This window comes from Actinoplanes sp. NBRC 103695, assembly GCF_030269485.1.
Lineage (GTDB): Bacteria > Actinomycetota > Actinomycetes > Mycobacteriales > Micromonosporaceae > Actinoplanes.
In genome coordinates this window covers 1-24,741 of the sequence record NZ_BSTL01000059.1, presented here as the reverse complement: position 1 = coordinate 24,741, position 24,741 = coordinate 1, and the positions used below count along the sequence as shown (strand labels likewise).

Annotated in this window: 16 protein-coding genes; 9 read left to right on the top strand and 7 right to left on the bottom strand. The window is 72.2% G+C overall.

Annotated elements, in window-relative coordinates:
• Positions 1–229 precede the first annotated feature (229 nt).
• A complete protein-coding gene (gene folP, locus QSK31_RS46985) occupies positions 230–1,081 on the bottom strand; it encodes a dihydropteroate synthase (protein ID WP_285691687.1) in 852 nt (283 codons plus the stop codon).
• A 102-nt stretch (positions 1,082–1,183) separates the two neighbouring features.
• Between folP and QSK31_RS46980 the strand changes: the two genes are divergently transcribed.
• Complete coding sequence (locus QSK31_RS46980) at positions 1,184–2,785, top strand: ABC transporter transmembrane domain-containing protein (RefSeq protein ID WP_285691688.1); 1,602 nt, start codon at positions 1,184–1,186, stop codon at positions 2,783–2,785.
• A 37-nt stretch (positions 2,786–2,822) separates the two neighbouring features.
• Positions 2,823–4,529 carry an ABC transporter ATP-binding protein gene (locus QSK31_RS46975; RefSeq protein ID WP_285691685.1) on the top strand — a complete coding sequence of 569 codons (1,707 nt, stop codon included), beginning with the start codon at positions 2,823–2,825 and terminating at the stop codon, positions 4,527–4,529.
• Here the strand turns inward: QSK31_RS46975 and QSK31_RS46970 are convergent.
• Positions 4,458–6,470 (bottom strand): terpene synthase family protein, encoded by a 2,013-nt coding sequence (locus QSK31_RS46970; protein ID WP_285691684.1) that lies wholly within the window; start codon positions 6,468–6,470, stop codon positions 4,458–4,460. The two genes, QSK31_RS46975 and QSK31_RS46970, sit on opposite strands and share 72 nt — an antisense overlap.
• A gap of 310 nt (positions 6,471–6,780) precedes the next feature.
• On the opposite strand from QSK31_RS46970, the gene QSK31_RS46965 reads away from it, so the two are divergent.
• Positions 6,781–8,196, top strand: a complete 1,416-nt coding sequence (locus tag QSK31_RS46965) for a family 2B encapsulin nanocompartment shell protein (RefSeq protein ID WP_285691683.1) — start codon at positions 6,781–6,783, stop codon at positions 8,194–8,196.
• Between the two features lie 8 nt (positions 8,197–8,204).
• A complete protein-coding gene (locus QSK31_RS46960; RefSeq protein WP_285691682.1) occupies positions 8,205–9,263 on the top strand; it encodes a polyprenyl synthetase family protein in 1,059 nt (352 codons plus the stop codon).
• Here the strand turns inward: QSK31_RS46960 and QSK31_RS46955 are convergent.
• Entirely contained in the window at positions 9,260–10,270 is a 1,011-nt protein-coding gene (locus tag QSK31_RS46955; protein ID WP_285691681.1) for an aldo/keto reductase, read from the bottom strand. The genes QSK31_RS46960 and QSK31_RS46955 overlap by 4 nt on opposite strands.
• A 277-nt stretch (positions 10,271–10,547) precedes the next feature.
• On the opposite strand from QSK31_RS46955, the gene QSK31_RS46950 reads away from it, so the two are divergent.
• Positions 10,548–12,707 carry a putative bifunctional diguanylate cyclase/phosphodiesterase gene (locus QSK31_RS46950; RefSeq protein ID WP_285691680.1) on the top strand — a complete coding sequence of 720 codons (2,160 nt, stop codon included), beginning with the start codon at positions 10,548–10,550 and terminating at the stop codon, positions 12,705–12,707.
• Here QSK31_RS46950 and cydC read toward each other — a convergent pair.
• Genes cydC through QSK31_RS46935 form a run of 3 tightly spaced genes read right to left on the bottom strand, consistent with a single transcriptional unit; the run spans position 12,676 to position 18,931 of the window.
• Positions 12,676–16,623 (bottom strand): thiol reductant ABC exporter subunit CydC, encoded by a 3,948-nt coding sequence (cydC, locus tag QSK31_RS46945; RefSeq protein ID WP_502873127.1) that lies wholly within the window; start codon positions 16,621–16,623, stop codon positions 12,676–12,678. The two genes, QSK31_RS46950 and cydC, sit on opposite strands and share 32 nt — an antisense overlap.
• Positions 16,620–17,600: a cytochrome d ubiquinol oxidase subunit II gene (gene cydB, locus QSK31_RS46940; protein ID WP_285691676.1), complete on the bottom strand. Its 981-nt coding sequence runs from the start codon at positions 17,598–17,600 to the stop codon at positions 16,620–16,622. The genes cydC and cydB overlap by 4 nt, the downstream gene beginning before the upstream one ends.
• 8 nt (positions 17,601–17,608) lie before the next feature.
• Positions 17,609–18,931 (bottom strand): cytochrome ubiquinol oxidase subunit I, encoded by a 1,323-nt coding sequence (locus QSK31_RS46935; protein WP_285691675.1) that lies wholly within the window; start codon positions 18,929–18,931, stop codon positions 17,609–17,611.
• Between the two features lie 75 nt (positions 18,932–19,006).
• Between QSK31_RS46935 and QSK31_RS46930 the strand changes: the two genes are divergently transcribed.
• The 3 genes from QSK31_RS46930 to QSK31_RS46920 all read left to right on the top strand — a co-directional run bounded on the left by QSK31_RS46930 (position 19,007) and on the right by QSK31_RS46920 (position 21,348).
• Positions 19,007–19,354, top strand: coding sequence for a BlaI/MecI/CopY family transcriptional regulator (locus QSK31_RS46930; RefSeq protein ID WP_285691674.1), 348 nt, complete (start codon positions 19,007–19,009; stop codon positions 19,352–19,354).
• Positions 19,351–20,229 carry a M56 family metallopeptidase gene (locus QSK31_RS46925; RefSeq protein ID WP_285691673.1) on the top strand — a complete coding sequence of 293 codons (879 nt, stop codon included), beginning with the start codon at positions 19,351–19,353 and terminating at the stop codon, positions 20,227–20,229. Before QSK31_RS46930 ends, QSK31_RS46925 begins: the two co-directional genes overlap by 4 nt.
• Before the next feature lie 144 nt (positions 20,230–20,373).
• Entirely contained in the window at positions 20,374–21,348 is a 975-nt protein-coding gene (locus tag QSK31_RS46920) for a C40 family peptidase (protein WP_285691672.1), read from the top strand.
• Positions 21,349–21,355: 7 nt separating this feature from the next.
• Here the strand turns inward: QSK31_RS46920 and QSK31_RS46915 are convergent, their stop codons facing one another.
• Positions 21,356–22,801, bottom strand: a complete 1,446-nt coding sequence (locus QSK31_RS46915) for a sensor domain-containing diguanylate cyclase (RefSeq protein WP_285691671.1) — start codon at positions 22,799–22,801, stop codon at positions 21,356–21,358.
• A gap of 106 nt (positions 22,802–22,907) precedes the next feature.
• Between QSK31_RS46915 and QSK31_RS46910 the strand changes: the two genes are divergently transcribed.
• Positions 22,908–24,068: a tetratricopeptide repeat protein gene (locus tag QSK31_RS46910; RefSeq protein WP_285691670.1), complete on the top strand. Its 1,161-nt coding sequence runs from the start codon at positions 22,908–22,910 to the stop codon at positions 24,066–24,068.
• Positions 24,069–24,741 lie beyond the last annotated feature (673 nt).

Sequence of the window (24,741 nt, the reverse complement as noted above, 5' to 3'; positions counted from 1 at the left end):
GAGCGGCGGCAGCGACGGTGAGCAGGCACCCGGGCGCCTGGCAGACCAACCGAAAGCCCACACCCGGCGAAAGCGCCGGCAACAAGCGCACGCACCGAGGAGCCCCGGCAACCCGAGGGAGTCCCGGTAGTGCGAGGAGTCCCGGTAGTGCGAGGAGTCCCGACAGTGCGATGAATCCCCGACAGTGCGAGGAGTCCCGGCAGTGCGAGCCGGACCTCCACCGCGAAGATCAGACGTTGTGCCGGGCGTGGGCGGGTGAACGCCAGCCCAGCATGGCCTCGGTCATCCGGACCGCGTCGACCGAGGCGCGCACGTCGTGCACCCGGACGATGCGGGCGCCGCGCAGCACGCAGAAGACCACGGCGGCCAGGGTGCCGGCCAGGCGGTCCCGCTGCGGCCGGTCCAGCGTCTCGCCGATGAAGTCCTTGTTGCTCACCGCCGCCAGGGTGGGGTAGCCGAGCGCGGTGATCTCGTCCAGCCGCCGGGTCAGCTCCAGCGAGTGCGCCGTGGTCTTGTTCAGGTCGTGCCCCGGGTCGAGGACGATCTGGTCCGGGCGTACGCCGCGGTCCATCGCGATCTTCAGCCGGTCTCGCAGGAAGACCGTCACCTCGGCGGTCACGTCGTGGTAGCGCGGCGACGGATACGGCGTGCGGGGCGCGGCCAGGCTGTGCGTGATGACGAGCGTGGCGCCGGTGCCCGCGACCGCGTCGGCCATCTCCGGGTCGCGCAGCCCGGACGTGTCGTTGATCACCCCGGCCCCGGCGGCGATGGCCTCGCGTGCCACGTCCGGGCGATACGTGTCCACCGACACCACGGCCAGCTCACGGGCCGCGTCCACCACCGGCAGTACCCGGTCCAGTTCTTCCGCGACCGTCACCTCGGGCCCCGGCGCGAACGGCACCCCGCCGACGTCGATCCAGTCGGCGCCCTGCTCAGCCGCGGCGCGGACGGCGTCGAGGGCGTGCGCGAGAGCGAACGTACGACCCTGGTCGTGGAACGAGTCCGGCGTGCGGTTGACGATGGCCATCACCGCCACCCGGCGCGCGAAGTCGAACTCCCGGCCGCCGATCACTCGTCGCATATCGGTGGACGCTAGCAACCCCTCATCGGGCAGAGTGGCGGAGTGGACTTACGGGGACCGGCAAGATATCTGTGGTGGCTGGCGAGGCGTAACAAACATCGGGTGGCGCTGGGCGCCGGGTTCGGCACGCTGTGGTTCGCCAGCCTGGCGGCCACGCCGTACCTGCTGGCCAAGGCCATCGACAACGGCCTGAGCGCGCATGACACCGCCGTGCTGGTCGCCTGGTCCGCGGGGGTTCTCGCGCTCGGCGCGGGCAGTGCTGTGCTCGGGATCATGCGGCACCGCTCGATGACCAAGCTCCGTACGCATGCCGGGCTGATGACCGCCGACCTGGTCCTGGAGCACGCCACCCGGCTCGGCGCCGCGCTCCCGCGCCGGTTGACCGCGGGCGAGGTGGTCACCATCGGCATCTCCGACGTGTGGGTGGTCGGGCGGGCGATGAACGTCCTCGGGGTCGGGGTGGCCGGCACCATCTCGTACGCGACGATCGCGGTCCTGCTCTTCCGCACCTCGCCGCTGCTGGCCGTGGTGGTCCTGGCCGGCGTCCCGGTCCTGGGCGTGGTCGTGGGGCCGCTGCTGACCCGGATGCAGGCCGCCGGGCAGCGCTACCGGGAGCGGCAGGGTGTGCTGGCCGGGCGGCTGGTCGACGTGCTCGGCGGGCTCGGCGTGCTGAACGGGCTCGGCGGCAAGGAGACGCACCTGGCCCGGTACCGCGCCGAGTCGGCCGGGCTGCGCGACCAGGGCTACCGGGTGGACGTGACGGCGAGCTGGGTGGGTGCGCTCGGCACCGGGCTGCCGGTGATCTTCCTGGCCGTGGTCACCTGGATCTCGGCCCGGATGGCGGCGGCCGGCGAGATCACGATCGGCGAGCTCGTCGCGGTCTACGGCTGGACGGCGATCCTGGCGATCCCGGTGGACGTGATGATCTTCTGCGGCATGGACGTCACCCGTGGCCTGGTCGCCGCCCGCCGGGTGGTGGGTTTCCTGCGGGTGCCCGTGGAGCCGGTCGACGGCGAGCCGGCGCCGGAGGGCCCGGGCCCGCTGCGCGACCCGGTGTCCGGGGTGACCGCCGAGCCGGGCCGGTTCACCGCGCTGGCCGTCGCCCGCACCGCCGAGGCCGAGGCCGTCCTGGACCGGCTGGGCCGGTACGGCGCGACCGACGCCACCTGGTCGGACCGGCGCCTGGACCGGATCGCCCAGCCGGAGATCCGCGACCGGGTGATGGTCGCGACGCACGACGCCGACCTGTTCGCCGGGACGCTGCGCGAGGTGGTGGCCGGTCGCGAGGAACCGGACGACGACCGGGTGCGCCGGGCGATCGACGCCGCTGTGGCGCACGACGTCGCCGCCGACCTGGAACGCCCGGTGGAGTGGCGTGGCCGTAACCTCTCCGGCGGCCAGCGGCAGCGTCTGCGCCTGGCCCGGGCGCTGCACGCCGACCCGGAGATGCTGCTCGCCGCCGAGCCGACGTCGGCGGTGGACGCGCACACCGAGGCGGCCATCGCGCAGCGGCTCACCGACATCCGCTCCGGCCGCGGAACCGTGCTGGCCACCACGTCGCCGGTGCTCCTGGCCCGCGCGGACGTGGTGCACTACCTGGTCGGGGGCCGGGTCGCCGCCTCCGGCACCCACCAGCACCTCCTGGAGACCGAGCAGGGTTACCGCGAGCTGGTCACCCGCGTTTTCGACGAGGCCTCGGCATGATCGAGTTCCGGTATCTCGGTGGCTTCGGAGGCACAGCATGAGCACCGTGCTTCCCGTCGCCACGCCCAGGCAGGTCAGCCTGGCCGCGCGCCGCCTGATCTCCGCCGATCGCCGCTCGGTCGTCGCGGTGCTGGTCCTGAACGCGTTCGCCTCCCTCGCCGGGCTCGGCGGGCCGTGGCTGCTCGGCCGGATCATCGACGTGGTCACCACCGGCGGCGGCGCCGGGCGGGTGGATGTCCTCGCGGTCGGCGTGCTCGGCTGCGCCCTCGCCCAGACGATCCTTCTCCGGTACGCCCTGGCGGTCGGTTACCGCTTCGGTGAGAGGACCGCGGCCCGCGTCCGCGAGGACTTCCTGGACCGGTCGCTGGCCCTGCCCGCCGCCGTGGTCGAACGGGTGCCCGCCGGCGACCTCTCCGCCCGCGGCACGTCCGATGTGGACGCCGTCGCCAACTCGCTGCGTGACCTGATGCCCGCCCTGGTCGGCGCGCTGATCCAGATGGTCTTCCTGGTCGGCGCGGTGCTCGTGCTGAGCCCGCCGCTGGGCGCCGCCGGGCTGATCGGGTTCGCCGGCATCTGGTTCGTGACCCGGTGGTACCTGCGCGTCGCCCGGGACGCCTACCTGCGTGAGGGCGCGGCCAACTCGCGGCTCGCCGACGAGCTCTCGGCCACCGTCGAGGGCGCCCGCACGATCGAGGCGTTCGGGCTGGCCAGGCTGCGGCTGGCGATCGGCCGGGCGGCGGTCGCGGAGACCTTCCGGTCGCGGATGGCCACGCTGCGGCTGCGGACGTTCTTCTTCCCGACGGTCGAGCTGTCCTACGCCGTACCGGTGGTGCTCGTGCTGGTGGCCGGCGGGTACCTCGCCTTCCACGGGTACGTGTCGGTCGGCACGGTCGGCGCCGCCGTGCTCTACCTGCGGCAGCTCGCCGGTCCGCTGGACGCGATCACGATCTGGATCGAGCAGTTGCAGAGCAGCAGCGCGTCGTTCGCCCGCATCGAGGGCCTGGCCGCGGTGCCACCGGGCCCGGTGTCCACCGATCGGCTCCCGCGGGACGAGAAGATCGAGATCAAGGGCGTGCGTTACGCGTACGACGAGGGCCGCGACGTCCTGCACGACGTCACGCTGACCGTGCGGCCGGGGGAGCGGCTGGCCGTCGTCGGGCTCTCCGGCGCCGGGAAGTCCACGCTCGGCCGCCTGATCGCCGGCGTCGACCGGCCGCGGACCGGCAGCATCACGGTCGGCGGGGTGCCGGTGGCCGACCTGCCGCCCGACGAGCTGCGCCGGCATGTCGTGCTGGTCACCCAGGAGCACCACGTCTTCGCCGAGTCGCTGCGGGACAACCTGATGATCACGGCGCCGGACGACGACCTGCGCCGCGCGCTGGACCGGGTCGGCGCCGAGTGGGCCACCGACCTCGAGCTGGACCTGGGCGAGCAGGCACTGGACGGCGCCCGGGCGCAGCAGCTGGCGCTGGCCCGGGTGCTGCTGGCCGACCCGCACACGGTGATCCTGGACGAGGCGACGGCCCTGCTCGACCCGACCGCCGCCCGGACCGCGGAACGCGCGCTCGCGGCGGTGCTGCACGACCGTACGGTCATCGCGATCGCGCACCGCCTGCAGACGGCGCACGACGCGGACCGGGTCGCGGTGATGGACGGCGGCCGGATCGTCGAGCTAGGGAGTCATGACGAGCTGGTGGGGGCGGATGGACCGTACGCCGCCCTGTGGCGCACGTGGCACGGCTGAGAACCGCGCCCGCAGATCCGAGTCGGCGTACCGGTCACACGTGTCGTGCCAGCGCAGGATGCCGGACATCCAGTAGGTCAGCTCGCCCGCGTACCGGGTGAGCTGCCGGCGCACCTGCTCGCTCAGCGCGTACTGCTCGCACAGCGCGGGCAGCTCCACGGCGACCAGCCGCTCGAACTGCTGCATCCGGCCCCGCATCAGGCCGGCGACGACGTCGCGGGCGGCGAGCCGGTCGCAGCTCAGGAAGCGCTCGACGACGTACACCATGTTGTGGATCTCGTTCTCGAACTCGATCTCCTTCTGGTACGAGTACAGGTCGTTGATGAAGCACGCGTAGTCCTGCGCCGCGTTGTCGATCTGGCGCATCACCCGGGTGTCGAAGATGTCGTCCGGCACGAGCTCGCCGTGCGCGAGGCGGGCCAGGCTCATGGTGAGGTCCGAGCCGAAGGTGGCGCGGCGCATCTCCACGTAGTCGACCGGGTCGGGCACCCGGTTCTGCACCTGGTTGGCCAGCTCCCACAGCCAGGAGGCGGTCATCGTCTCGACGGCCGTACGGAAGCGTGCTCGTGCCTTTGAACCCATCGGGCCGGCCGTGCGGCGCCACAGGTCGGCCAGGCCGCGCTCGACCGGCGTGAGCGGCTGCGGGGTGGCGCCGGCGTCCAGTGGCATGAAGAGGGACAGGCGCAGGTTCTGCAGCTTGGCGCCGGCCAGGTCGCCGGTGCGGCCGTAGAGGACCGGGAACAGGTCGTCGCCGTAGGTGCCCCAGGCCAGCCAGTCGGAGGAGACGTTCAGCTGGTCCGGCGTGGCGTCCGGGTGGATCATCGCCGCGCAGTGCGAGAAGTCGAAGCCGTCGAACAGCGACTCGTTCCAGAGGTCGCCGGCGAACATCCCCATCGACTCGGCCCAGGCCGTGTTGTGCTTGCGCGCGGCGGGCAGGTGCGGGCTCGTCCGGACCGGGTACGGCATGTACAGCTCGGGGATCGGCAGGTGCCCGCCGGTCCGGCCGACCGGTGAGTGCCCGTGCTGCGCGTAGCGGCGGGCCAGCCCGGTCGCCGACATGCCCAGGTTCCGGGTCCGGGAGATCTTCGTGTATCGGCTCGACCGCGCGTGCCACTCGTGTCCGCCGGCCTGCCAGTCCTGCAGCCCCTTGGCGTACCGGGCGACCCTGGCCTGGTCGCCGGGCGCCACCGCGAACTCGGCGAACATCGCCGGGATCTCGGTGAGCGCGGTGTGCTCGAACTGGTGCAGCCGCGAGGTGAGCAGCTCGTTGACCAGGTCGACGGCCCGCTGCGTCGGGATGTCCAGGAAGCGTTCGACGACCAGGACGGCGTTCGAGTTCTCGCCCTCCACCCGGACCTCCCGCTCGTACGAGAAAAGGTCGTTGCGCAGGTGCACCGCGTCGCTGAAGGTGTCCCGCAGGACGCGCAGCGGCCGCAGTCCGGCCAGGTGGCCGGCGAGTTCCGCGTCGGAGGCGACCTCGACCAGGTTGGCCGACCAGGGGGCGCCGCCGACCCGCCGCCGCATCTCGATGTACTCGATCGGGTTGGCGATCCGCCCCTCGGCGATGTTCCGCAGCTCCCACATCGACTCGACCATCAGGTTGTGGGTGCTGAGCACGAAGCGCCGCCGCCAGTCGTCCGACATGGACGGAACCGTGCGGGCCCAGAGGTCCGCGAGTCCCGACTCGGCCGGGTTCTCCGGCTGCCCGCCGGCGTCGTGCAGGAACGCCTCGAGCCGGTCGAGGTAGCGCTGGGCGCCGGTCAGGTCGCGGCTGTACTTGAAGAGCTCGAGGAAGTGGTCGTCGAAGAAGAACACCCACACGTACCAGTCGGTGATCAGATCCAGCATCTCCGCGTCGCAGTCCGGGTGGATGTACGCGCACATCAGCGCGTAGTCGTTGCGGCGCAGCTCATCCAGATCCCACACTCCCGCGTCGAGCATCCCGTGCGCCTTCGCCCATTCCTCGGAATGGTTTCTGGCGTGCTCTTCGTGAGGATTCTTCGTTGCCGGATGTGGCAGATAAAAATCGGGCAGTACAAATGTGGACATGATTTCTCCAGCCCTGGCTGTCAACCTCGAAGACCATACCTGTCCAGCTCATAGGTGGTGTCAAGATCACCCGCGCGCCGCTTGAGTTCCACTGTGGTTAACCACTGGAAGGTGACAATGACGTGTCGTCCGCTCATTCGGCGCGTCGTTGTCGGCGATACTCGGCCCCGTTGATTACACGCCCCAAGAATGGTGGTTACCAGTGACTGCAGTCGATACCGGCCGGAACGACACCTCGGTCGAGGCGCAGCGGCAGGCATTGAGCACGGCGGCGGCGCGCAACCTGGCGTCGACGACCAAGACCGCGCCGCAGATGCAGAACATCTCGTCGCGCTGGCTGCTCAAGGTGCTGCCCTGGACGCAGGTCGTCGGCGGCGCCTACCGCGTCAACCGGCGGATGACGTACACCGTCGGCGACGGCCGGCTGACCTTCACCAACGTCGGCGCGGACGTGCGGGTGGTCCCGGCCGAGCTGCGCGAGCTGCCGCTGCTGCGCGAGTTCGAGGACCTCGCGGTGCTGTCCGCGCTGGCCGAGCGGTTCCAGCAGCACGAGTACGCGGCCGGCGACATGATCGTCGAGGCCGGGCAGCCGGTCGACCAGATCGTGCTGATCGCCCACGGCAAGGTCAACAAGATCGGGCGCGGCGACTACGGCGACGAGACCGTGGTCGGGGTGCTCGCCGACGGCGACTACTTCGGCGACCGGGCGCTCTCCGGCGAGCTGGAGCTCTGGAACTTCACCGCGCGCGCGGTCACCCAGTGCACCGTGCTCACCCTGCCGCGGCAGGAGCTGGACCGGATGAACGGGCAGTCCGAGGGGCTGCGCGAACACGTTCGATCGGTGCTCGCGCGGGCCGGCAAGCCGCAGAACAAGCACGGCGAGGCGGAGATCGACCTGTCCGCCGGTCACGAGGGCGAGCACGACCTGCCCGGCACCTTCGTCGACTACGAGACCTCACCCCGCGAGTACGAGCTGAGCGTCGCCCAGACCGTCCTGCGCGTGCACACCCGCGTCGCCGACCTCTACAACGAGCCGATGGACCAGGTCGAGCAGCAGCTCAAGCTCACCGTCGAGGCGCTGCGCGAGCGCCAGGAGAGCGAGATGATCAACAACCGCGACTTCGGGCTGCTGCACAACGCCGACCTCAAGCAGCGCATCCACACCCGGACCGGCCCGCCCACCCCGGACGACCTGGACGAGCTGCTCAGCCGCCGGCGCAAGACCCAGTTCCTGTTCGCCCACCCGTCGGCCATCGCGGCCTTCGGCCGGGAGTGCAACAAGCGCGGCCTCTACCCGAGCACAGTGGACTTCAACGGCCACCAGATCCCGGCCTGGCGCGGCGTCCCGATCCTGCCGTGCAACAAGATCCCGATCTCGGACACCCGGACGACCTCGATCATCGCGATGCGCACCGGCGAGGACGACCAGGGCGTGATCGGGCTGCACAAGACCGGGCTGCCCGACGAGTACGAGCCCGGCCTCAACGTGCGGTTCATGGGGATCAGCGACAAGGCGATCATGTCGTACCTGGTCAGCGCGTACTACTCGGTCGCCGTGCTGGTGCCCGACGCGCTCGGCATCCTGGACAACGTCCAGGTCGGGCTGGGCCGGGACTGAGCGGCCCGATGGTCGCCGTCGAGTTGGAGCAGCCCGTCCGTACGGCGGCCGCGCTGCTGGAGTGGAGCCGTGCGGTGGTCGACCCACCGCTGCGGGCCGCGGTGGCGTCCCTCCCGGACTCCACCGCCCACCTGGTCGAGTACCACTTCGGCTGGCGGGACGCGGCCGGAGCCCCCGCGCGCGAGTACGGGGGCAAGGCCGTCCGGCCGCTGCTCACCCTGCTCGCGGCGCGGGCGGCCGGCGCGGAGGCTTCCGGCCCGGGCGGTGGGGAGGCCGCGTCGATCGAGGCAGCGGTGCCGGCCGCGGTGGCCGTCGAGCTCGTGCACAACTTCTCGCTCGTGCACGACGACATCATGGACGGCGACCGGACCCGCCGGCACCGGGCGACGCTGTGGACCGTGCACGGCGCCGGGCCGGCCATCCTGGCCGGCGACGCGATGCTCGCGCTGGCCTACCAGACGATCGCTCCCGACGTACGCGCCGCGGCGGTGCTCGGCGCGGCCGTCCAGCGCCTGATCGACGGACAGCTGGCCGACCTCGCGTTCGAGCGGCGCGGCGACGTCACCCCCGCCGGGTGCCTGGCGATGGCCGAGGCGAAGACGGGCGCCCTGCTGGCCGCGGCCACCGAGCTCGGCGCCCTGGCCGGTGGCGCGTCACCGGCCGCCCGCGCCCGGCTCGCCCGGTTCGGGTCGCTGGCCGGGCTGGCCTTCCAGTTCGCCGACGACCTGCTCGGTATCTGGGGCGACCCGGCGGTCACCGGCAAGCCGGTCCGCTCCGACCTGCGCAGCGGCAAGAAGTCGCTGCCGGTGGTGGCGGCGCTCAGTTCCGGTGAGCCGGCCGCCACGCGGCTCGCCGAGCTGTACGCGGGCGGCAGTGGCCTCGCCGGGGCGGACGCCGCCCGCGCGGCGGACCTGATCGAGGAGTGCGGCGCCCGGGCCTGGTGCCAGGCCCGGGCGGACGCGCTGCTCGACGAGGCGTTGCGGGAGCTGGCCTCGGTCGAGGCCCCGGCGTCGGCCGAGCAGGAACTCGGGGCCGTGGCCCGGCTGCTCGCTCGTCGGAGCCACTAGGCGCCGGCGGCGTCCAGGCGCTCGATCTGCTCGGTGGTGAGCTTCAGGTCGAGCGCCGGGACGACGTTCTCGAACTGCTCGGGCGTACGCGGGCCGATCAGCGGAACCACCCGCGGCCCGGACCGCTGCGCCAGCCAGGCCAGCACCACCTGGTTGCCGGTGGCGCCGATCTCCGCGGCCAGGGCATCGACCGCGGCGAAACGCGCGTCGGTGTCCGGCCCGCCGTACGAGGCCATGATGTGGTGCGACGACCGCTTCGGCACGTTGTCGTAGACGCCCTTGAGGATGGGGGAGTAGGCCACCAGCGTCAGGTCGTCGTGCGCGGCGAGATAGCCCCACTGCTCGGCGCCGACCACCGAGTCGCTCTCGTCACCGGCCTTCGGCCGCAGGTACGAGTGCTGCTGTTGCAGGGCCACCGGCGCGGTCCAGCCGTGGCGCTCGCACAGCTGCCGGATCCGTTCCAGCCGCCACGTCCGCACGTTCGACCAGCCCAGATGCAGCACCTTGCCCGCCTTCACGAACGAATCCAGCGTCTCCAGGGTCTCCTCGAGCGGCGTCGCCGGGTCGTCGACGTGCACGTAGTACAGGTCGAGGTGATCGGTGCCCAGCCGCTTCAGGCTCCCGTCCAGCGCGTACCTCAGGTTGGCCGCGCCGGCCCCGGAGAAGGTCCGCCGGGCCAGGTCCCAGTTCGCCGAGCCGTCCGCCGCCCACAGGTCCGGGCCGGCGACCGGCACCGCCGTCGCCTTCGTCGCCAGGAACACCTGGTCCCGCTTGTTGCCGTCGCGCATCCACCGGCCGAGCAGGTTCTCGCTCTGACCGCCCGGGGTGCCCGGGTGCGCCCACCACTCGTAGCAGTCCGCGGTGTCGATGAACGACCCGCCCAGCTCCAGATAGCGGTTCAGGATCGTGACCGAATCCTGCTCGTTCGTCTCACTGCCCATCTGCATCGCGCCCAGTGCGAGCGCGCTCACCTGCCGGCCGGTCCGGCCGAGTTCCACTGTCTGCATGTCGTCGACGCTAGGACCCGGAGCGCGCTCCAGGTCAAGCCTCGGACCTTTCAGGTTTGCCGCCGTCGATCCCGGGCATCGCCCCGCCATGCGTTTGCGGCGTAGCGATCTCAGCAAACCGGGACACGGCCGCCGGCGGAGTGGTACGGGCTTCGCCGAACGCGAGGTACTGGATCTGCTGACTGACGCTTAGGTTCTCCCGACGCCTGCCGAAGTGACCGACATGGGCCGGAGTGTGCGCGGATGGGGAATCGGTGTCCTGATTCTCCTGGTGCTCGTGGGACAGGCATACAGCGTCTTCGAGCCCGGACAACGGGCCTACGTCCTCGGCGCGACCATGCTCATCCTGGACATCGTCGGGTTCGTCTCCGGTCTGCGCGCCGCCAAGCGGGGCGAGGCGGCGCTGTGGCTGATGATCGCCCTGGGGCGGTTGTGCGCGATCGGCACGTTCGTCGCGCTGATGGTGGAGAGCGTCGCCCAGACCCACTTCCTGTGGTGGGTCGGCGTCAGCGTCCGCCTCGGCGCCTTCGGCTTCTTCGCGTTCGCGGTGCTCCTCGCGCCCGCCCAGCGGATGGCCGGCCGGATGCGGGTCGGGCACTTCGCCGAGACCGTCGCCGTCGTCGCCGGCGGGTTCATGGTCGTCTGGTACTTCGTGATCAACCCGGCCATCGTCGGAACCCCGGCCAGCCTGTCCTGGATCGGCCTGATCGGCTATCCGATCGGCGACCTGCTGATGCTGCTGGCCGTCGCGGTGGCGCTGCTGCGCGGCTCGATCGGCCCGCCCACCGGCCCGCACGCGCTGCTGATCGCCGGCATGGGGCTCTACCTGATCGGCGACGCGGTCTGGTCCGGGCTCGAGGCGCAACGCCTGATGGTGATCAGCTCGCCGTACGCCGGCCTGCTGGTGGCGCTCGGTGGACTGCTGATGACGCTCGCGCCGATGCGTGTCCGCGTACCGGAGAAACAGCCGGACCGGAACGCCAAGCCCGACCTGCGCTGGTCCACCCACCTGCCGGTGGCCGCGATGGTGGTCGGCGGCACCCTGATGGTCGTCGTGACCGTCGAGGAGAACGACATGCTGCCCTGGGGCGGCCTGGTCCTCGGGCTGATCACGATGGCCGCGGCGATCACCGTCCGGCAGGTCATCTCGCTGCGGGACAGCCGCGACCAGATCGTCACCGACGCGCTCACCGGCCTGGCCAACCGCACCGGCCTGGACGAGGCGATCGGCCGGGTGCTGCGCCGGCGCGAGCCGTTCGCGCTGCTGCTCGTCGACCTCGACGGCTTCAAACTGATCAACGACGCGTACGGGCACGCGGCCGGCGACACCGTGCTCACCGAGTTCGCCCACCACCTGCGCGGCATCATCCGTGGCGGCGACGTGGCCGCCCGGATCGGCGGCGACGAGTTCGCGGTGCTGCTCACCGCGGTGACCAGCGCGGACCCGGCCGGCGCGGTCGCGCAGCGGGTGCTCGGCGCCGCCGCCGCCAACCCCGTCCGCCTCGGCGAGGACTCCCTGCCGATCCGGGCCAGCATCGGCCTCACCCTGGCCGTCGAGGAGGACACCCCCAAGGAGCTGCTGCGCCGCGCCGACGTCGCGATGTACCAGGTCAAGCGGGCCGGCACGCACGGCTGGCGTGCGTACGACCCGGCCATGACCGACCGCCGCGCCGAGGACGCCGCGCTCAGCGAGGACCTCGACAAGGCCCTGCTCCGCGACCAGCTGTACGTGCTCTACCAGCCGATCGTCGACCTCGACAGCGGCGGACGCCCGATCGCCGTCGAGGCCCTGGTCCGCTGGCAGCACCCGGCCCTCGGCCTGGTCTCGCCGGTCCAGTTCATCCCGATCGCGGAACGCAGCGGCGCCATCACCGAGATCGGCCTCTACGTGCTCGAGGAGGCGTGCAAGCAACTCGCGGCCTGGGACCGCCAGCTCTACGTCAGCGTCAACCTGGCGCCGCGGCAGCTCCAGGAGCCCACCCTGGTGCTGGACGTGCTGAGCATCCTGCGCCGCACCGGCGTGGAACCGGACCGGCTCGTCCTGGAGGTCACCGAGTCGGCCATCGTCGACCAGTCGGCCATCGCGACCCTCGCCACGCTGCGCGGCCACGGCATCCGCATCGCCGTCGACGACTTCGGCACCGGCTACTCGTCACTGCACTACCTGACCCGCCTGCCGGTCGACATCCTGAAGGTCGACCGCAGCTTCGTCGCCGAACTCAACGGCACCCCCGAAGGATCCGCGATCACCGAGGCGGTGATCCGGCTCAGTCACGTGCTGCACCTGACCACGATCGCCGAGGGCATCGAAACCCCCGAGCAGGCCGCCGAGCTGCGCCAACTGGGCTGCGGCATCGGCCAGGGTTTTCTGTACGCCCGCCCGACGCCCGGCGCGGACCTGGACTTCACCGCCCTCGCGGAGCGCTCAACTCTCTGATCCGCTCCGGCGGAACGCGGTGCAGGCCGTCGGTGCGGTGGGTGAGCACCAGCACGGTCCGCTCACCGGCCGCGCCGAGCAGGTCGGCCATCAACGCCTCCGCCTCGCCCCGGTCCAGCCCCTCGGTCGGCTCGTCCAGGATCAGCAGGCGCGGTCCCGCCAGCAGGGCGCGCGCGGTGGCGAGCCGTTTGCGCTGCCCACCCGAGATGGTCGAGCCGCCCGTGCCGAGCCGCCGGTCCAGCCCCAGCTCCAACCCGACCCGGCGCAGGACCGCCGCGAGCTCGTCGTCGGTCGCTGCCGGCCGGGCGAGACGCAGATTCTCCCGTACGGTCGACGCGAACACGTGCTCGGTCTCGTCCCCCACCAGCGCAACGTGCCGCCGCAGCGCGTCGTCCCCGATGCTCTCGATGCCGGCCCCGCCGAGCTCGACGGTCCCCGCCCGCGGAGTCAGAAACCGCGCCAGGACCGCGGCCAGCGTCGACTTCCCGCTTCCCGACGGCCCGAGAATCGCCGTCCGCGACCCGGCCGGCAACTCCAGCTCGAAGCCGTCCAGCACCGCCCGGTCCCACCCGGCGACCAGCCCCTTGACGACCACGCTGCCGTCCCTCGGGGTTCGCCGCCCGTCTGCCGCCACTTCGGCTTCGGCTGTCACCTCGGCCAGACGCTCGCGGGCTGCCCTCGCGCGCCGGAAAGCCAGAGCCGCGTCCGGAAGCACCGCGACCGGCTCGGCCAGCGCGACTACACCCAGCAGCAGGACGGCCGCCCACTCCCGCTCCAAGCCCGCACCCGGCAGCAGAGCCGGCGCCGCCCCCGCAACAGCGACACCCCACCCGAGATGCGCCAGCGCGGTGGCCAGTCCCGCTTCCCGCGCCGCCCGCGCTTCCCGCGCGGCCAGCAGACGGCTCCGCTCCACCGGTACGCGCAACGCTCCCGCCCCGCGCAGCTCCTCGATCCCGTCCACCGTCTCGACAACGGCGTCGCGAAGCTCATCCCGGGCCGCCCCGACGGCCGCCTCCCGCCGCCGTTCCAGCCGTACGGCCAGCAACGGCGCCAGCACCCCCGCGACCACCAGCCCCGCACCCACCGGAATCGCCGCCACCGGCCGAACCGCCGCGACCACGCCCACACCGACCGCACCGGCGACGGCGGCGGCCAGCGCCGGCAACACCCCGCGAAGCGTCCCGTCGACGTCAGCGTCCACATCGTCCACCACCCGCGACAGCAGCTCACCGCGCCGCCGCACCCGGGGCCCCGGCACATGCGGAATCAGCCCCGCATAAACCGCCGCCCGCCGAGCACCCAGCCTCGCGAACGCAACCTGATGTGAGACCAGCCGCTCCGCGTACCGCAACAACGGCCGCGCCACCGCGCTCCCCCGAACAAGCACGACGGCGGCCGAGAGCGTGAGCACCGGCGGCAGGGCGGAGGCCCGAACCAGCAGCCACGCCGCCGCTCCCGTCAGCACGATGCCCGCCAGCCACGACCCCGCCCCCAGCCCGACGGCGGCCATCCCGAGCCGCGCCCGCACCCCGGCGCCCACGGCCTCCTCCCCATCCACGCCGTCCTCCCCGGGCCGGGTCGAGACGCCCGCCGGGCCGTTGTCGAGAGCCGGATCCGCGTCGTCCACAGCCTGTGGCCGAGTGCCGGTGACTTCAGGGACGGTGGCGGCGGCGGCGCTTGCGCGGCCGCGGCCCGTCTCCGCCGTTGGCGTGCCCTCCGGCTCCATGCCACTCGTGTCCTGCGCGTCCGCGCCGCCCATCCTCGCGCCGCCGGCGTCTGCGCCGCCGGCGTCTGTGCCCCCTGCGTCTGCGTTCTCCGCGTTTGTGTTCTCCGCGTTTGTGTTCTCCGCGTTTGTGTTCTCCGCGTTTGTGTTCTCCGTGGTGGTGGACGGAGTCACCACGAGAACGGTCCGATCAGCCGCCGCCAGCAACGCCGCCCGGTGCGCCACCACCAGCACGGCACACCCCCGATCCGCCGCCGCCCGCAGTTTCGCAACAACCCGCCGTTCCGAGGCCGCATCCAGATGTGCCGTAGGTTCATCCAGAAGCAACACCCGAGGCGCCCCAGCCGCCCGGCTCAACGTCGCGGCCAACGCCAGCCGCTGCCGCTGCCCCGCCGAAACCCCACCCGCATGCTCACCCAGCGGCGTATCCGGCGAGAGCTCCCGATCAAGCCCCACAGCACGCAACGCCGCAACCCCCGCGACATCCGCCACCGTCCGGGCATGCGGTAACACAGGCCGCTGCGGCAGATAAACAGCCTCCGGCCCGGCAACCTCAGCGAATCCCGCATCCACGGCCTGAAGCCCCGCCAACACCCGCAGAGCCGTAGTCTTCCCCGCCCCGGAGAACCCCCGCAGCGCAACGATCTCCCCAGGCCGGACAACAAGCTCCTCCAGCCGCAGCGCATCCCGCCGCATGCCCGGATGCCGCACCCGAAGCCCCGCCGCCCACACCCCAGGCTCCCGCCCACCGACAAGCCGAAGCCCATCGCCCGCCGGTGTTCCAGCATCCGGCCGCAGCCGAGCGAGTGTCTGGATCTGGGTGTCCGTGCGCAGCCCAGCGTCCGCCGGCAGCCCGGGGTGTGTCTGGGGCCGGGCGTCCGTCCGCAGCTCGGCGTCCGTCTGGAGCCGAGCATCCGCCGGCAGCCCAGCGTGTGTCTGGAGCCGAGCGTCTGCGCGCAGCTCAGCGCTCGCCCGAGGTCCGGCGCTCGCGCGCAGCTCAAGATCGTTTTTCGCGGGCGCCGCCACCTCCCCCACCCCTGTCATGGGTGGGTGCGAATGTAGCGCCGAGGTACGACGATTTTCCGGCTCTGTCCACAAGGCGGCCGGAGTGTGGACAGCCGGGCCTGCCGGCCCGAGCGGTCCGGCGGCGGCAGCGTGAGAGTCGGAGGCGGCAGCGGGTGAGGCGGTGAGGACCTCGTCGAGGTCGGTGATCACGGCGGAGGCCGCGGCGCTGGCGTGGTAGCGGGATGCCGCCTCGCGCAGAGGTCGGTAGGCCTCGGGTGCCAGCAGGATGACCAGCAGGGCGGGGGCCAGGTTCATGTCGCCGGCGGCTACGCGGAGGCCGGCGCCTACGGCGATGAGGCCTACCGACAGGGTGCCCAGCAGGTCCAAGGCCGTGGAGGACAGGAAGGCCACGCGGAGGACGCGCATGGTTGCGGTCCGGTGCTGGGTGGTCATCGCGGCTATCACGCGGGTCTGGCGTGCGGCGCGGCCGAAGACTCGGAGGGTTGCCAGGCCTCGGACCACGTCGAGGAAGTGGCCGGCGAGGCGGGCGTCTTCGTCCCAGCGTTGCCGGGCGCGGGCCTGGGTGGCCCAGCCGATCAGCGCTCCCAGGATCGGGACCAGCGGCAGGGTCAGCACCGTGATGATGGCGGACGCCGGGTCCACCACTGCCATGGCGATCACGACCAGCGGCGGCAGCGCCACTCCGAGGATCACGGCCGGCAGGTAGCCGGAGAACCAGGGCCGTAACGATTCCAGGCCGGTGGTGAGGGCGGCGATGAGTCGTCCGGTGCCGAAGCGGGCTACCCAGGCGGGGCCGTGTCGCAGGGTGGCGTCCAATGTCGACCGGCGTAGTTCGTCGGTGGCTCGGGCGGCGGTGCGTTGCGCCACCACCTGTTCGGCCCATGCGAGCAGGGCCCGCGCTGGGTAGGCCAGTGCTACCAGCGCCGGCCCGGTGGTCCGGGATCCGGCGACGACCGAGGTCAGGCCGACGGCCAGCATGAGTGCCGTGGCGGCCTGCCCGGCGCCGATGAGGGCGAGCAGCCCGATCCCGGACCGGGCCGCCCGCGCGTGCCGCACGAGCCGCGGGTCGATCGGCCCAAACCCCCGCGACGGCTTGGCGGAGGAAGGCGCAGAGGAAGGCGCGGAGCTAGAGAGCGCGGAGGGAGAAAGCGCGGGGGAGGCGGTCATGAGGGGATCCGTTCGCTGGAGACGCGGCGGCGGAAGACCCAGTAGGAGTACGCCTGGTAGGCGAGCACCCCGGGCAGGATGATCAGCCCGGCGATCGTCAGCAGCCGCAACGTCGAGCCGGTGGCCGCGGCCGACGCCCGGGTCAGCGACCACGCAGGGTCGAGCGTGCTGGGCAGGACCACGTCGCCGTGGGCGGTGAGGATCGCGGCGACCGCGGCGGCCGCCCCGATGGCCGTACCGGTGAATGCCGCCGCCTCGCTCCCGGCCCGGGCCAGCACCGTCACGCCGAGCGTGACGAAGGCCGCGACCAGGAAGGCCCGGCTGCCCAGCGCCCAGCCCGCCCCGAAGGCGAAGAGCCCGAGCGCCGACCCGGAGGCCACCGCGGCCGTGCGGGCGCGGCGCCGCACCGGTCCGGTCGTACGCAGCGCAAGGAACGTGGCACCGAGCAGGACCGCCCCGCCGAGCGCGACCACCGCCCCGGCCAGCGACCACCACGTCCACAGCGGCCCGAGGCTGCGCCCGATCCCGGTGCCGGTCACCGACCCGGACGCGGAGAGTGCGAGGCCCCGCGCGAAGACCGCGAGGATCGCGCCCCACAGCAGCATGACACCGCCGGACGACACGGCCAGCGCCCATTCGCACCGGCGCCGCCACGCGGGGGACGAGTGCTTGCCGCGGAATTCCAGGGCGACCCCGCGTACCGCCAGGAGGAGGAGCACCAGGGCGAACGGCAGGTAGAGCCCGGAGAGCAGCGCCGCGTACCAGGCGGGGAACGCGGCGAACGTGACGCCGACCGCCGCGACCAGCCACACCTCGTTGCCGTCCCAGAACGGGCCGACGGTGCGGATGGCGGCGCCGCGCTCGTGGTCGTCGCGGCCGAGGACGGGGGCCAGGATGCCGACGCCGAAGTCGAAGCCTTCGAGCACGAAGTACAGCACCCAGGCGAGAACGACGAGCCCGAACCAGAAGGTGATCACGAAGGCTCCTAATACGAGGAAGCGGATGCCATGGCCGGCTCGGACAGACGTTCAGAACACACGTGGCGGACCAATCGGAACCACACCACCGCCAGCACGCCGTACACGAGCGTGAAACCCGCCAGCGAGAAGAGAACCTCGGCCGACGTCAGGCCGGGCGAGATGCCGGAGGCGACCGTGGTGAGGCCGAAGGCGAGCCACGGCTGCCGGGCGGTCTCGGTGAAGATCCAGCCGAGTGAGTTGGCCGCGGTCGGGAGCAGCGGGATGAGTGGCAGCCAGCGCAGCAGCAACGGGTGCGGCGTGCGCCCGCGCCGCGACGTCCACAGGTAGAGCGCCGCGATCGCCGCCGCGAGCATGCCGACGCCGATCATCAGCCGGAAGCTCCAGAACGCCACCGGGATCATCGGCACGTAGCTGCCGGGGCCGTACTGCGCGACGTACTGCGCCTGGAGGTCGTCGATGCCCTGCACGGTCGCCGTGGGTGAGCCCTTGGCCAGGAAGGACAGCAGGTACGGGACCTGGACGGAGAAGGACTCGCCGACGGCGAAGAGGGAGAACGGCGCGCCGGTGGTGGTCGCGTAGAGGGCTTCGGCGGCGGCCATCTTCATCGGCTGGACCTCGGTGATGACCTTGCCGAGGTGGTCGCCGGTGATCGCGGTCAGGGCGCCGCCGATCATGGTCAGCCAGGCGCCCAGCCGGGGGTAGACCTCGAGCTTGCGCCACACGCCGATCGCCAGGATCAGCGCCCCGCCGACCATCATCGCGCCGGCCATGGTGTGCGGGAACGCGGCCAGGTTGACCTTGTTGGTCAGCAGCGCGCCGAAGTCGGTGAGCTCGGCGCGCCCGGTCGCCGGGTTCAGCGCGTAGGCGACCGGGTTCTGCATGAACGAGTTGCCCGCGAGGATGATGAAGGCGGACAGCAGGGTGCCCAGCGCGACCACGATGATCGTCGCGAGGTGGACCGGGCGGGGCAGCCGTTCCCAGCCGAAATACCAGAGCGCCAGGAACGTCGCCTCGAGGAAGAACGCGAGCATCCCCTCGATGGCGAGCGTCGGCCCGAACACGTCGCCGTAGAACCGGGCGAACGCGCTCCATCCCATCCCGAACTGGAACTCCTGCACGAGCCCGGTGACGACGCCGACGGCGAACGTGATGATCAGCAGCTTGCCGGTCAGTTTGGTGAGGGTCAAAAACTTCTCTTCACGCGTACGCAGCCACGCGATCTGCAGTCCGGCCGCGATCGCCGCGAGGCTGATCGACATCGGCACGAAGAAGTAGTGGTAGATCGTGACGACCGCGAACTGCAGCCTGGTCAGGTCCAACACGTCCATGAGCACACCCCTCTACGACGTTCCGTAGTAGATACTACGACGTGTAGTACGACGCCGTGCAGTAGACTCGGTCACATGCCGCTCGGAGACCTGGAACGCGAGGTCATGACCCAGCTGTGGGGGAGCGCGGGTCCGCTGAGCGTGCGCCAGGTGCACGAGGCGATCCGCGGGCGCGACCTCGCCTACACGACCGTGATGACCGTCCTCGACCGGCTGGCCAAGAAGGGCGTGGTCAACCGCGAGCGGGACGGCCGCGCCTGGCTCTACGCCCCGGTGCAGACCCGCGAGCAGATGACCGCCGGCCTGATGATGGACGCCCTCGAGGACACGCCCGACCAGGATGCGGCGCTCGCGCACTTCGTCGGCCGGCTGTCCCCGGAGGCGCTGGCCGCGGCGATCGAGGCCGCCCGCCGGCAAGGGTGACCGCTCTCCTGCTCGGCGCGCTCGGGCTGTTCCTGTCGCTGGTCGCGCCGGGTCTGCTGGCCGCCGCCCGCTGGCCGGACCGCGCGCCGGCGCCGGCCGTGGTCCTTTGGCAGGCGATCACCCTGGCCGGCGTGCTGTGCGCGCTCGGCGTGGTGCTCGCCGGTCCGGAGGAACTGATCCGCGCCGCCGACGGCAACCGCCGGGTGGCCTCCGCCGCGCTCGTCGCCGCGCTGGCCGTGGCCGCGGTGATCGTGCTGCGGCTGCTGGTCTCGCTGGGCGGGGTGATGTGGCGCTCGCGCGCCCGCCGGGCCCGGCACCGGCTGCTGGTCGACCTGCTGGACCGGGCCGAGCAGCGACACGGACTGGACGTCGAGGGGCTGCGGGTGCTGGACGGCGCGCAGCCGCTGGCGTACTGCGTCGCCGGGCGCTCGCCGCGGGTCGTCCTGACCGGCGGAGCGCTCGATGTGCTCAACACCACACAGATCGCCGCGGTGGTCGCCCACGAGCAGGCGCATCTGCGCCATCGGCACGAGCTCGTCCGCGAGTCGTTCACCGCGTTCTACCAGGCCGTGCCGCGTCCGCTGCGGTCCCGGGCGCCGCTCGACGCGGTCCGGCTGCTGCTCGAGATGGTCGCCGACGACGCGGCCGCGCGGCGGTCCGGCGGCGATGCGGTACGCGGTGCGCTCACGTTGCTGAGCGACGACAGCGCCGGCGCCGGCCGGGATCGCCGACTGTCCCGTCTGGCCGATCAGCAGCCCCGATCCGTGGCACTCTCCGTGATTGTGCTGGTCGGGGCGGTCGCCTTGTTGGTGCTGCCCACGCTCGTCGTGGTCGTCCCGTGGCTGAGCGTCGCCGTCAGCAATTGGCCACTCTGAGTCACGTCCGCCGGGGCGGTTTCGGATCGATAACGAGCGGAGTACGGTGATCGCGGCTCCGCGGTCCCCCAATCGGCCACCGGCCGATCTGCGCAGCCGCCGCCTTCACCCCCGGGCGGTTGACGGAAAGGAACGTCCCTCCACGTGAGTCGCGCAGCCCGTTCTCTGCTCTGCGTCCTCGCCCTGGTCGCGACCGTGTTCGCGATCCCGCAGCCGGCGTCGGCCACCCCGGGCGTTCTCGCCGAGCCGACACCGTCGAGCGTCGAGAAGCAGATCGACACCGAGTGGAACAGGCTCGAGCCGGTCATCGAGCAGTACAACAAGGTGCACAACGACCTGACCGCCAACCGCCGCAAGCTGGCCGCGATCCAGAAACGGCTCACCCCGCTGGAGATCCGGGTCAACGTCGCGATGGCCCAGGTGCGTGGGATGGCGTCCGACACCTACATGCAGGGCTCGCCGTCCGCGTTGAAGGCGATGCTCCTCACCGGCGACGCGACCGGCCTGACCGACAAGCTGGAGTTCCTCGACCAGTACGCGAAGCACCAGCGCAACTCGGTCAAGGACGTGGTGGTCCTCAAGGACAAGCTGGCCAAGGACAAGCAGGACCTGGTCGACCTGACCCAGACGCTGGCCGCCCAGGACGCCGGCCTGGCGAAGTCCAAGTCCGGCATCCAGAAGAAGGTCGACCAGCTGCAGACGATGCGGCTCGCGGCGTACGGCAAGTCCGGCGACGACGGCCCCCTGCGGCTCGGCGCCTGCCCGGCGACGTACACCAAGGAGAAGGGCAACCGGGCCGCCCAGCGGGCCTGCGACCTGATCGGCAAGCCGTACGTGTTCGGCGCGATCGGGCCGAGCGGCTACGACTGCTCCGGCCTGACGATGGCGGCGTGGAACGCGGTCGGCGTGCACCTCACCCACTACACCGGCGCCCAGATGGGCCAGGGCCGGGCGATCGGCCGGGGCGACCTGGTGCCGGGCGACCTGGTCTTCTACCCGCACCACGTGGGGATCTACGTCGGCGGCGGAAAGATCGTGCACGCCCCGCACACCGGTGACCACGTGCGCATGGCCGACGTCGACCGGATGACGCCCACCGGCTACCGCCGGCCGGGCTGATAACGGGTCAGGACAGCCAGGGCGCGGCGACGTTCTCCTCGACGTACAGCTGAAAGCCGTTGCGGGCGCGGCGCTTCGAGCGGTACATCGCCGCGTCCGCATGGCGCATCAACGTCTTGGCGTCGGTGCCGCCGGGGAAGGCCAGCGCCACCCCGATGCTGCACCCGACGTCCAGCCGCAGACCGGCCACCGACGCGTTGCCCTCGATGCCCTCGATGATCCGCTGGGCCACCGCCGTCGCCTCGTCGGCGCCGCCCACCCGGGTCAGCACCACGCCGAACTCGCCGCCGCCCAGCCGGCCCACCGTGTCGGTGTCCCGGACCGCGCGCCGCACCACGTCCGCGACGGTCGTCAGCAGGCGGTCGCCGACGTCGTGGCCGTACGTGTCGTTGACCAGTTTGAAGCCGTCCAGGTCGAGGAAGAGCATGCCGACCGGGTGCTGGTACCGGGTGCCGTGCGAGAGCGAGCGTTCCAGGTCACGGGTCAGTGTGGGCCGGTTCGCCAGCCCGGTCAGGCTGTCGTGGCCGGCCGCGTGCGCGATGCTGTCCTGCACCGCGCGGCGCTCGGTGATGTCCCGGTGGTGACCGACCAGGCCGGCCACCTCGGGCGAGTTCAGCATGTTCCGCAGGTGCACCTCGTGCCAGTGCCAGGTGCCGTCCGCGTGCCGGTACCGCAGCTCGGCGGTGTGCTCCTGGGAGCCGTCCGAGGCCAGCACCCGCTCGTGCAGTTCGGTGTCCACGAGCACGTCGTCGGGGTGCACGTACTCGCGCAGCCGCCGGCCGGTCACGTCGTTCGGGAAGTAGCCCATGACCTGGGCGATCGCCTGGCTGCAGTAAATGACGGTGCCGTTCGCGCCGGACACCGTGATCACGTCGCTGCCGTCGCGCAGCAGCGTCCGGAACCGCTCCTCGCTGGCCCGCAGCGCCGCCTCGGCCCGTTCCCGCTGCTCGGTGGCGTGGCCGAGGACCCGGGCCGTGGCCAGGGTGCCGAGCGTGATCAGCAGGGAGACGCCATGCGACTGAGGCTGGGCCAGGTAACCGTCGAAGATCCCGTACGCGAAGGAAAGCTCTCCCAGCACGATGAACACCGCGCTGCTCACCGCGAGCGGCCGCCAGGACCGTGACCCGTCCTCCCGCAGGAAGAGCGTCAGGATGTACAGGTGGGCGACGGCGAGCAGGGCACCCCAGCCGGTCATGTACATGACAGCGGTGGTCAGCAGCACCTGCAGGCCGATCCGCCGCCGGAGCCGGCCGCCGGGCGTCCCGCCGGACAGCCGCCGCCGCACTCCGGGTTGCTGGCAGACGGACCTGGCGATCAGCAGGGTGGCGATCGCCCACAGCGGGGTGTCGCCGGAGAGGCCGAAGAGGCGCAGCACGGCGATCACGGCCAGCACCAGGATGGGTTCCATCCCGTTCCGGCCGAATCCGGCGGCCCTGGACAGCTGCGCTCGCATCTCGTCCCTCCACGGACGCCCCGGTCGGGCGTTGACGGAACAATCGGCCGCGGGACGGGCCAGTGAACTGTTGGCGCCCGGAATCCTGCGTGCATAATTCCGATCCATGACCGTGGCCGCGACGCAGCGCCAGGCACGCGCGCTGGCCGAGGCCGGCCGGTACGCGGACGCCGAACGGCTGCTGCGCGACGGCCTGGCCGAGGCGCCCGGGGACATTGACCTGCTGGTGCTGCTGGGCTACGTGTTGCGGATGCGGCAGGACTATCCGGGCGCGGTGGCCGCCTGCGACGCCGCGCTGGCGACCGACCCGCTGCGGTCCGGCCCGCATGCCGAGCGCGCGGAAAGCCTGCTGGCGATGCTGCGCGACGAGGAGGCGCTGGCGGCGGCCGGTGAGGCGGTCCGGCTGGACCCGCACGACGCGTACTGCCATCGGGTGCTGGCCCGCGCCCTCTCCGGCGCCGGCCGCCACGACGACGCCCGCGAGGCCGCCCGGCGGGCCCTGTCGCTCGGCCCGGACTCGGTGGAGAGCCTGCTCACCCTGGCCGGGGTGGAACGCGACGCGGGGGAGCGCAAGGCGGCCACGGACGCGGCGCGGCGGGCGCTGGCGTTCGACCCGGTCCACCCGTACGGGCGTTGGCTGATGGCGATGCTGGACGCCGAGCAGCTCAAGGTCGGCCGGTCGATGCGCGGCCTGCGCGGCGTGGCCCGCGACGACCCCGCGCACCCCGACGTCCTCTCGATGACCTGGCCGATGCGCAGCCTGCTCAGCGCGCTGCGCCGCTGGCTGGGCCCGGCGGTCCTGCTGGTCGCCGTCCCCGCGCTGTTCGACTGGTGGTGGGCGCGCCTGCTCGCGGCCGGTTTCGCGCTGGGCGTCGCCGGTCTGGCCGCCCGGGTCCTGATCCCGGCCGGCGCCACGCCGTGGCGCTGCCTGCGCCTCACTCCGCGCCTGTTTCGCCGCGCCCTCGCCGGTGGGCTGGTCACGGCGGGTGCGTCGGTCACCCTCCTCCTCGGGTACGCGGTGACGACGGTGACCGCACTGCCGCTGGTGGCGGCGGGGCTGATGCCGATCCTGTGGTTGCTGGGCCTGGCCGAGCTGATCGGCGCCCGGCTGGACGATCCCGGCGCCATGTGGGCGCTCCGCAACGTCCGGGACCAGCTCCGCGAGTTCCGCGCCGACCTGCGCGACTGGTGGCGCACCACGAAGAAGGACCTGCGCGACGCCTGGAAGGACCCGCCCAAGCCCCAGGATCCCGGCAGCACCCCTTGACGCACTTCCGGCTCCTCGCCGCTGTTGCCGGGTGTGGGGTCGTGCCGGGCGCCGGGGGTGCCCGCTCGAACGTTGCTGCGGCCGCTCGCTGTCGCCGGGTTTGCCAGGCGCCCTGGTGCCCGCCCACTGTTGCTGCGGCCGCTCGTGCTCGGCGTGGGGTCGTGCCCGGTTGCCGGGCGCCCTGGTGCCCGCCCACTGTTGCTGCGGCCGCTCGTGCTCGGCGTGGGGTCGTGCCCGGTTGCCGGGCGCCCTGGTGCCCGCCCACTGTTGCTGCGGCCGCTCGTGCTCGGCGTGGGGTCGAGCCCGGTTGCCAGGCGCCCTGGTGCCCTCCCACCGTCGCTGCGGCCGCTCGCGCCCGTGGCCGGGCGCGATCGGTGGTAGGAGCAGGCGCGAGTGGTAGGAGCGGCACGTAGTGGTGGGACAGGGCGGCATTTCGGCTCGAATACCGTCCTGAGCTACCACGGTCCGCGAAGGTGGTAGCCAGGCGCGGTCGGTCGGGCGGGACAGCGCCTGGACCTACCAGGTCGCGTCCGCTGGCGTGGTGTAAGACCCTGGTAAATAAGGGTTTCAGGTGCGGTGGTGACGGGCCAGGCGTCGGGTCATGATGATGATCATGGACCACTGGACCATCGCGGCGTGATGTTGTGGCAGTCGTTCGTAGTCGCGGACGGTG

Excerpts from the sequence above, each read along its gene's own strand:
- QSK31_RS46955 (WP_285691681.1), bottom strand. The coding sequence starts at position 10,270 with ATGCAGACAGTGGAACTCGGCCGGACCGGCCGGCAGGTGAGCGCGCTC.
- QSK31_RS46975 (WP_285691685.1), top strand. The coding sequence starts at position 2,823 with ATGAGCACCGTGCTTCCCGTCGCCACGCCCAGGCAGGTCAGCCTGGCC.
- QSK31_RS46935 (WP_285691675.1), bottom strand. The coding sequence starts at position 18,931 with ATGGACGTGTTGGACCTGACCAGGCTGCAGTTCGCGGTCGTCACGATC.
- QSK31_RS46970 (WP_285691684.1), bottom strand. The coding sequence starts at position 6,470 with ATGCTCGACGCGGGAGTGTGGGATCTGGATGAGCTGCGCCGCAACGAC.
- QSK31_RS46930 (WP_285691674.1), top strand. The coding sequence starts at position 19,007 with ATGCCGCTCGGAGACCTGGAACGCGAGGTCATGACCCAGCTGTGGGGG.
- folP (WP_285691687.1), bottom strand. The coding sequence starts at position 1,081 with ATGCGACGAGTGATCGGCGGCCGGGAGTTCGACTTCGCGCGCCGGGTG.
- cydC (WP_502873127.1), bottom strand. The coding sequence starts at position 16,623 with ATGACCGCCTCCCCCGCGCTTTCTCCCTCCGCGCTCTCTAGCTCCGCG.
- QSK31_RS46910 (WP_285691670.1), top strand. The coding sequence starts at position 22,908 with ATGACCGTGGCCGCGACGCAGCGCCAGGCACGCGCGCTGGCCGAGGCC.
- QSK31_RS46960 (WP_285691682.1), top strand. The coding sequence starts at position 8,205 with ATGGTCGCCGTCGAGTTGGAGCAGCCCGTCCGTACGGCGGCCGCGCTG.
- QSK31_RS46915 (WP_285691671.1), bottom strand. The coding sequence starts at position 22,801 with ATGCGAGCGCAGCTGTCCAGGGCCGCCGGATTCGGCCGGAACGGGATG.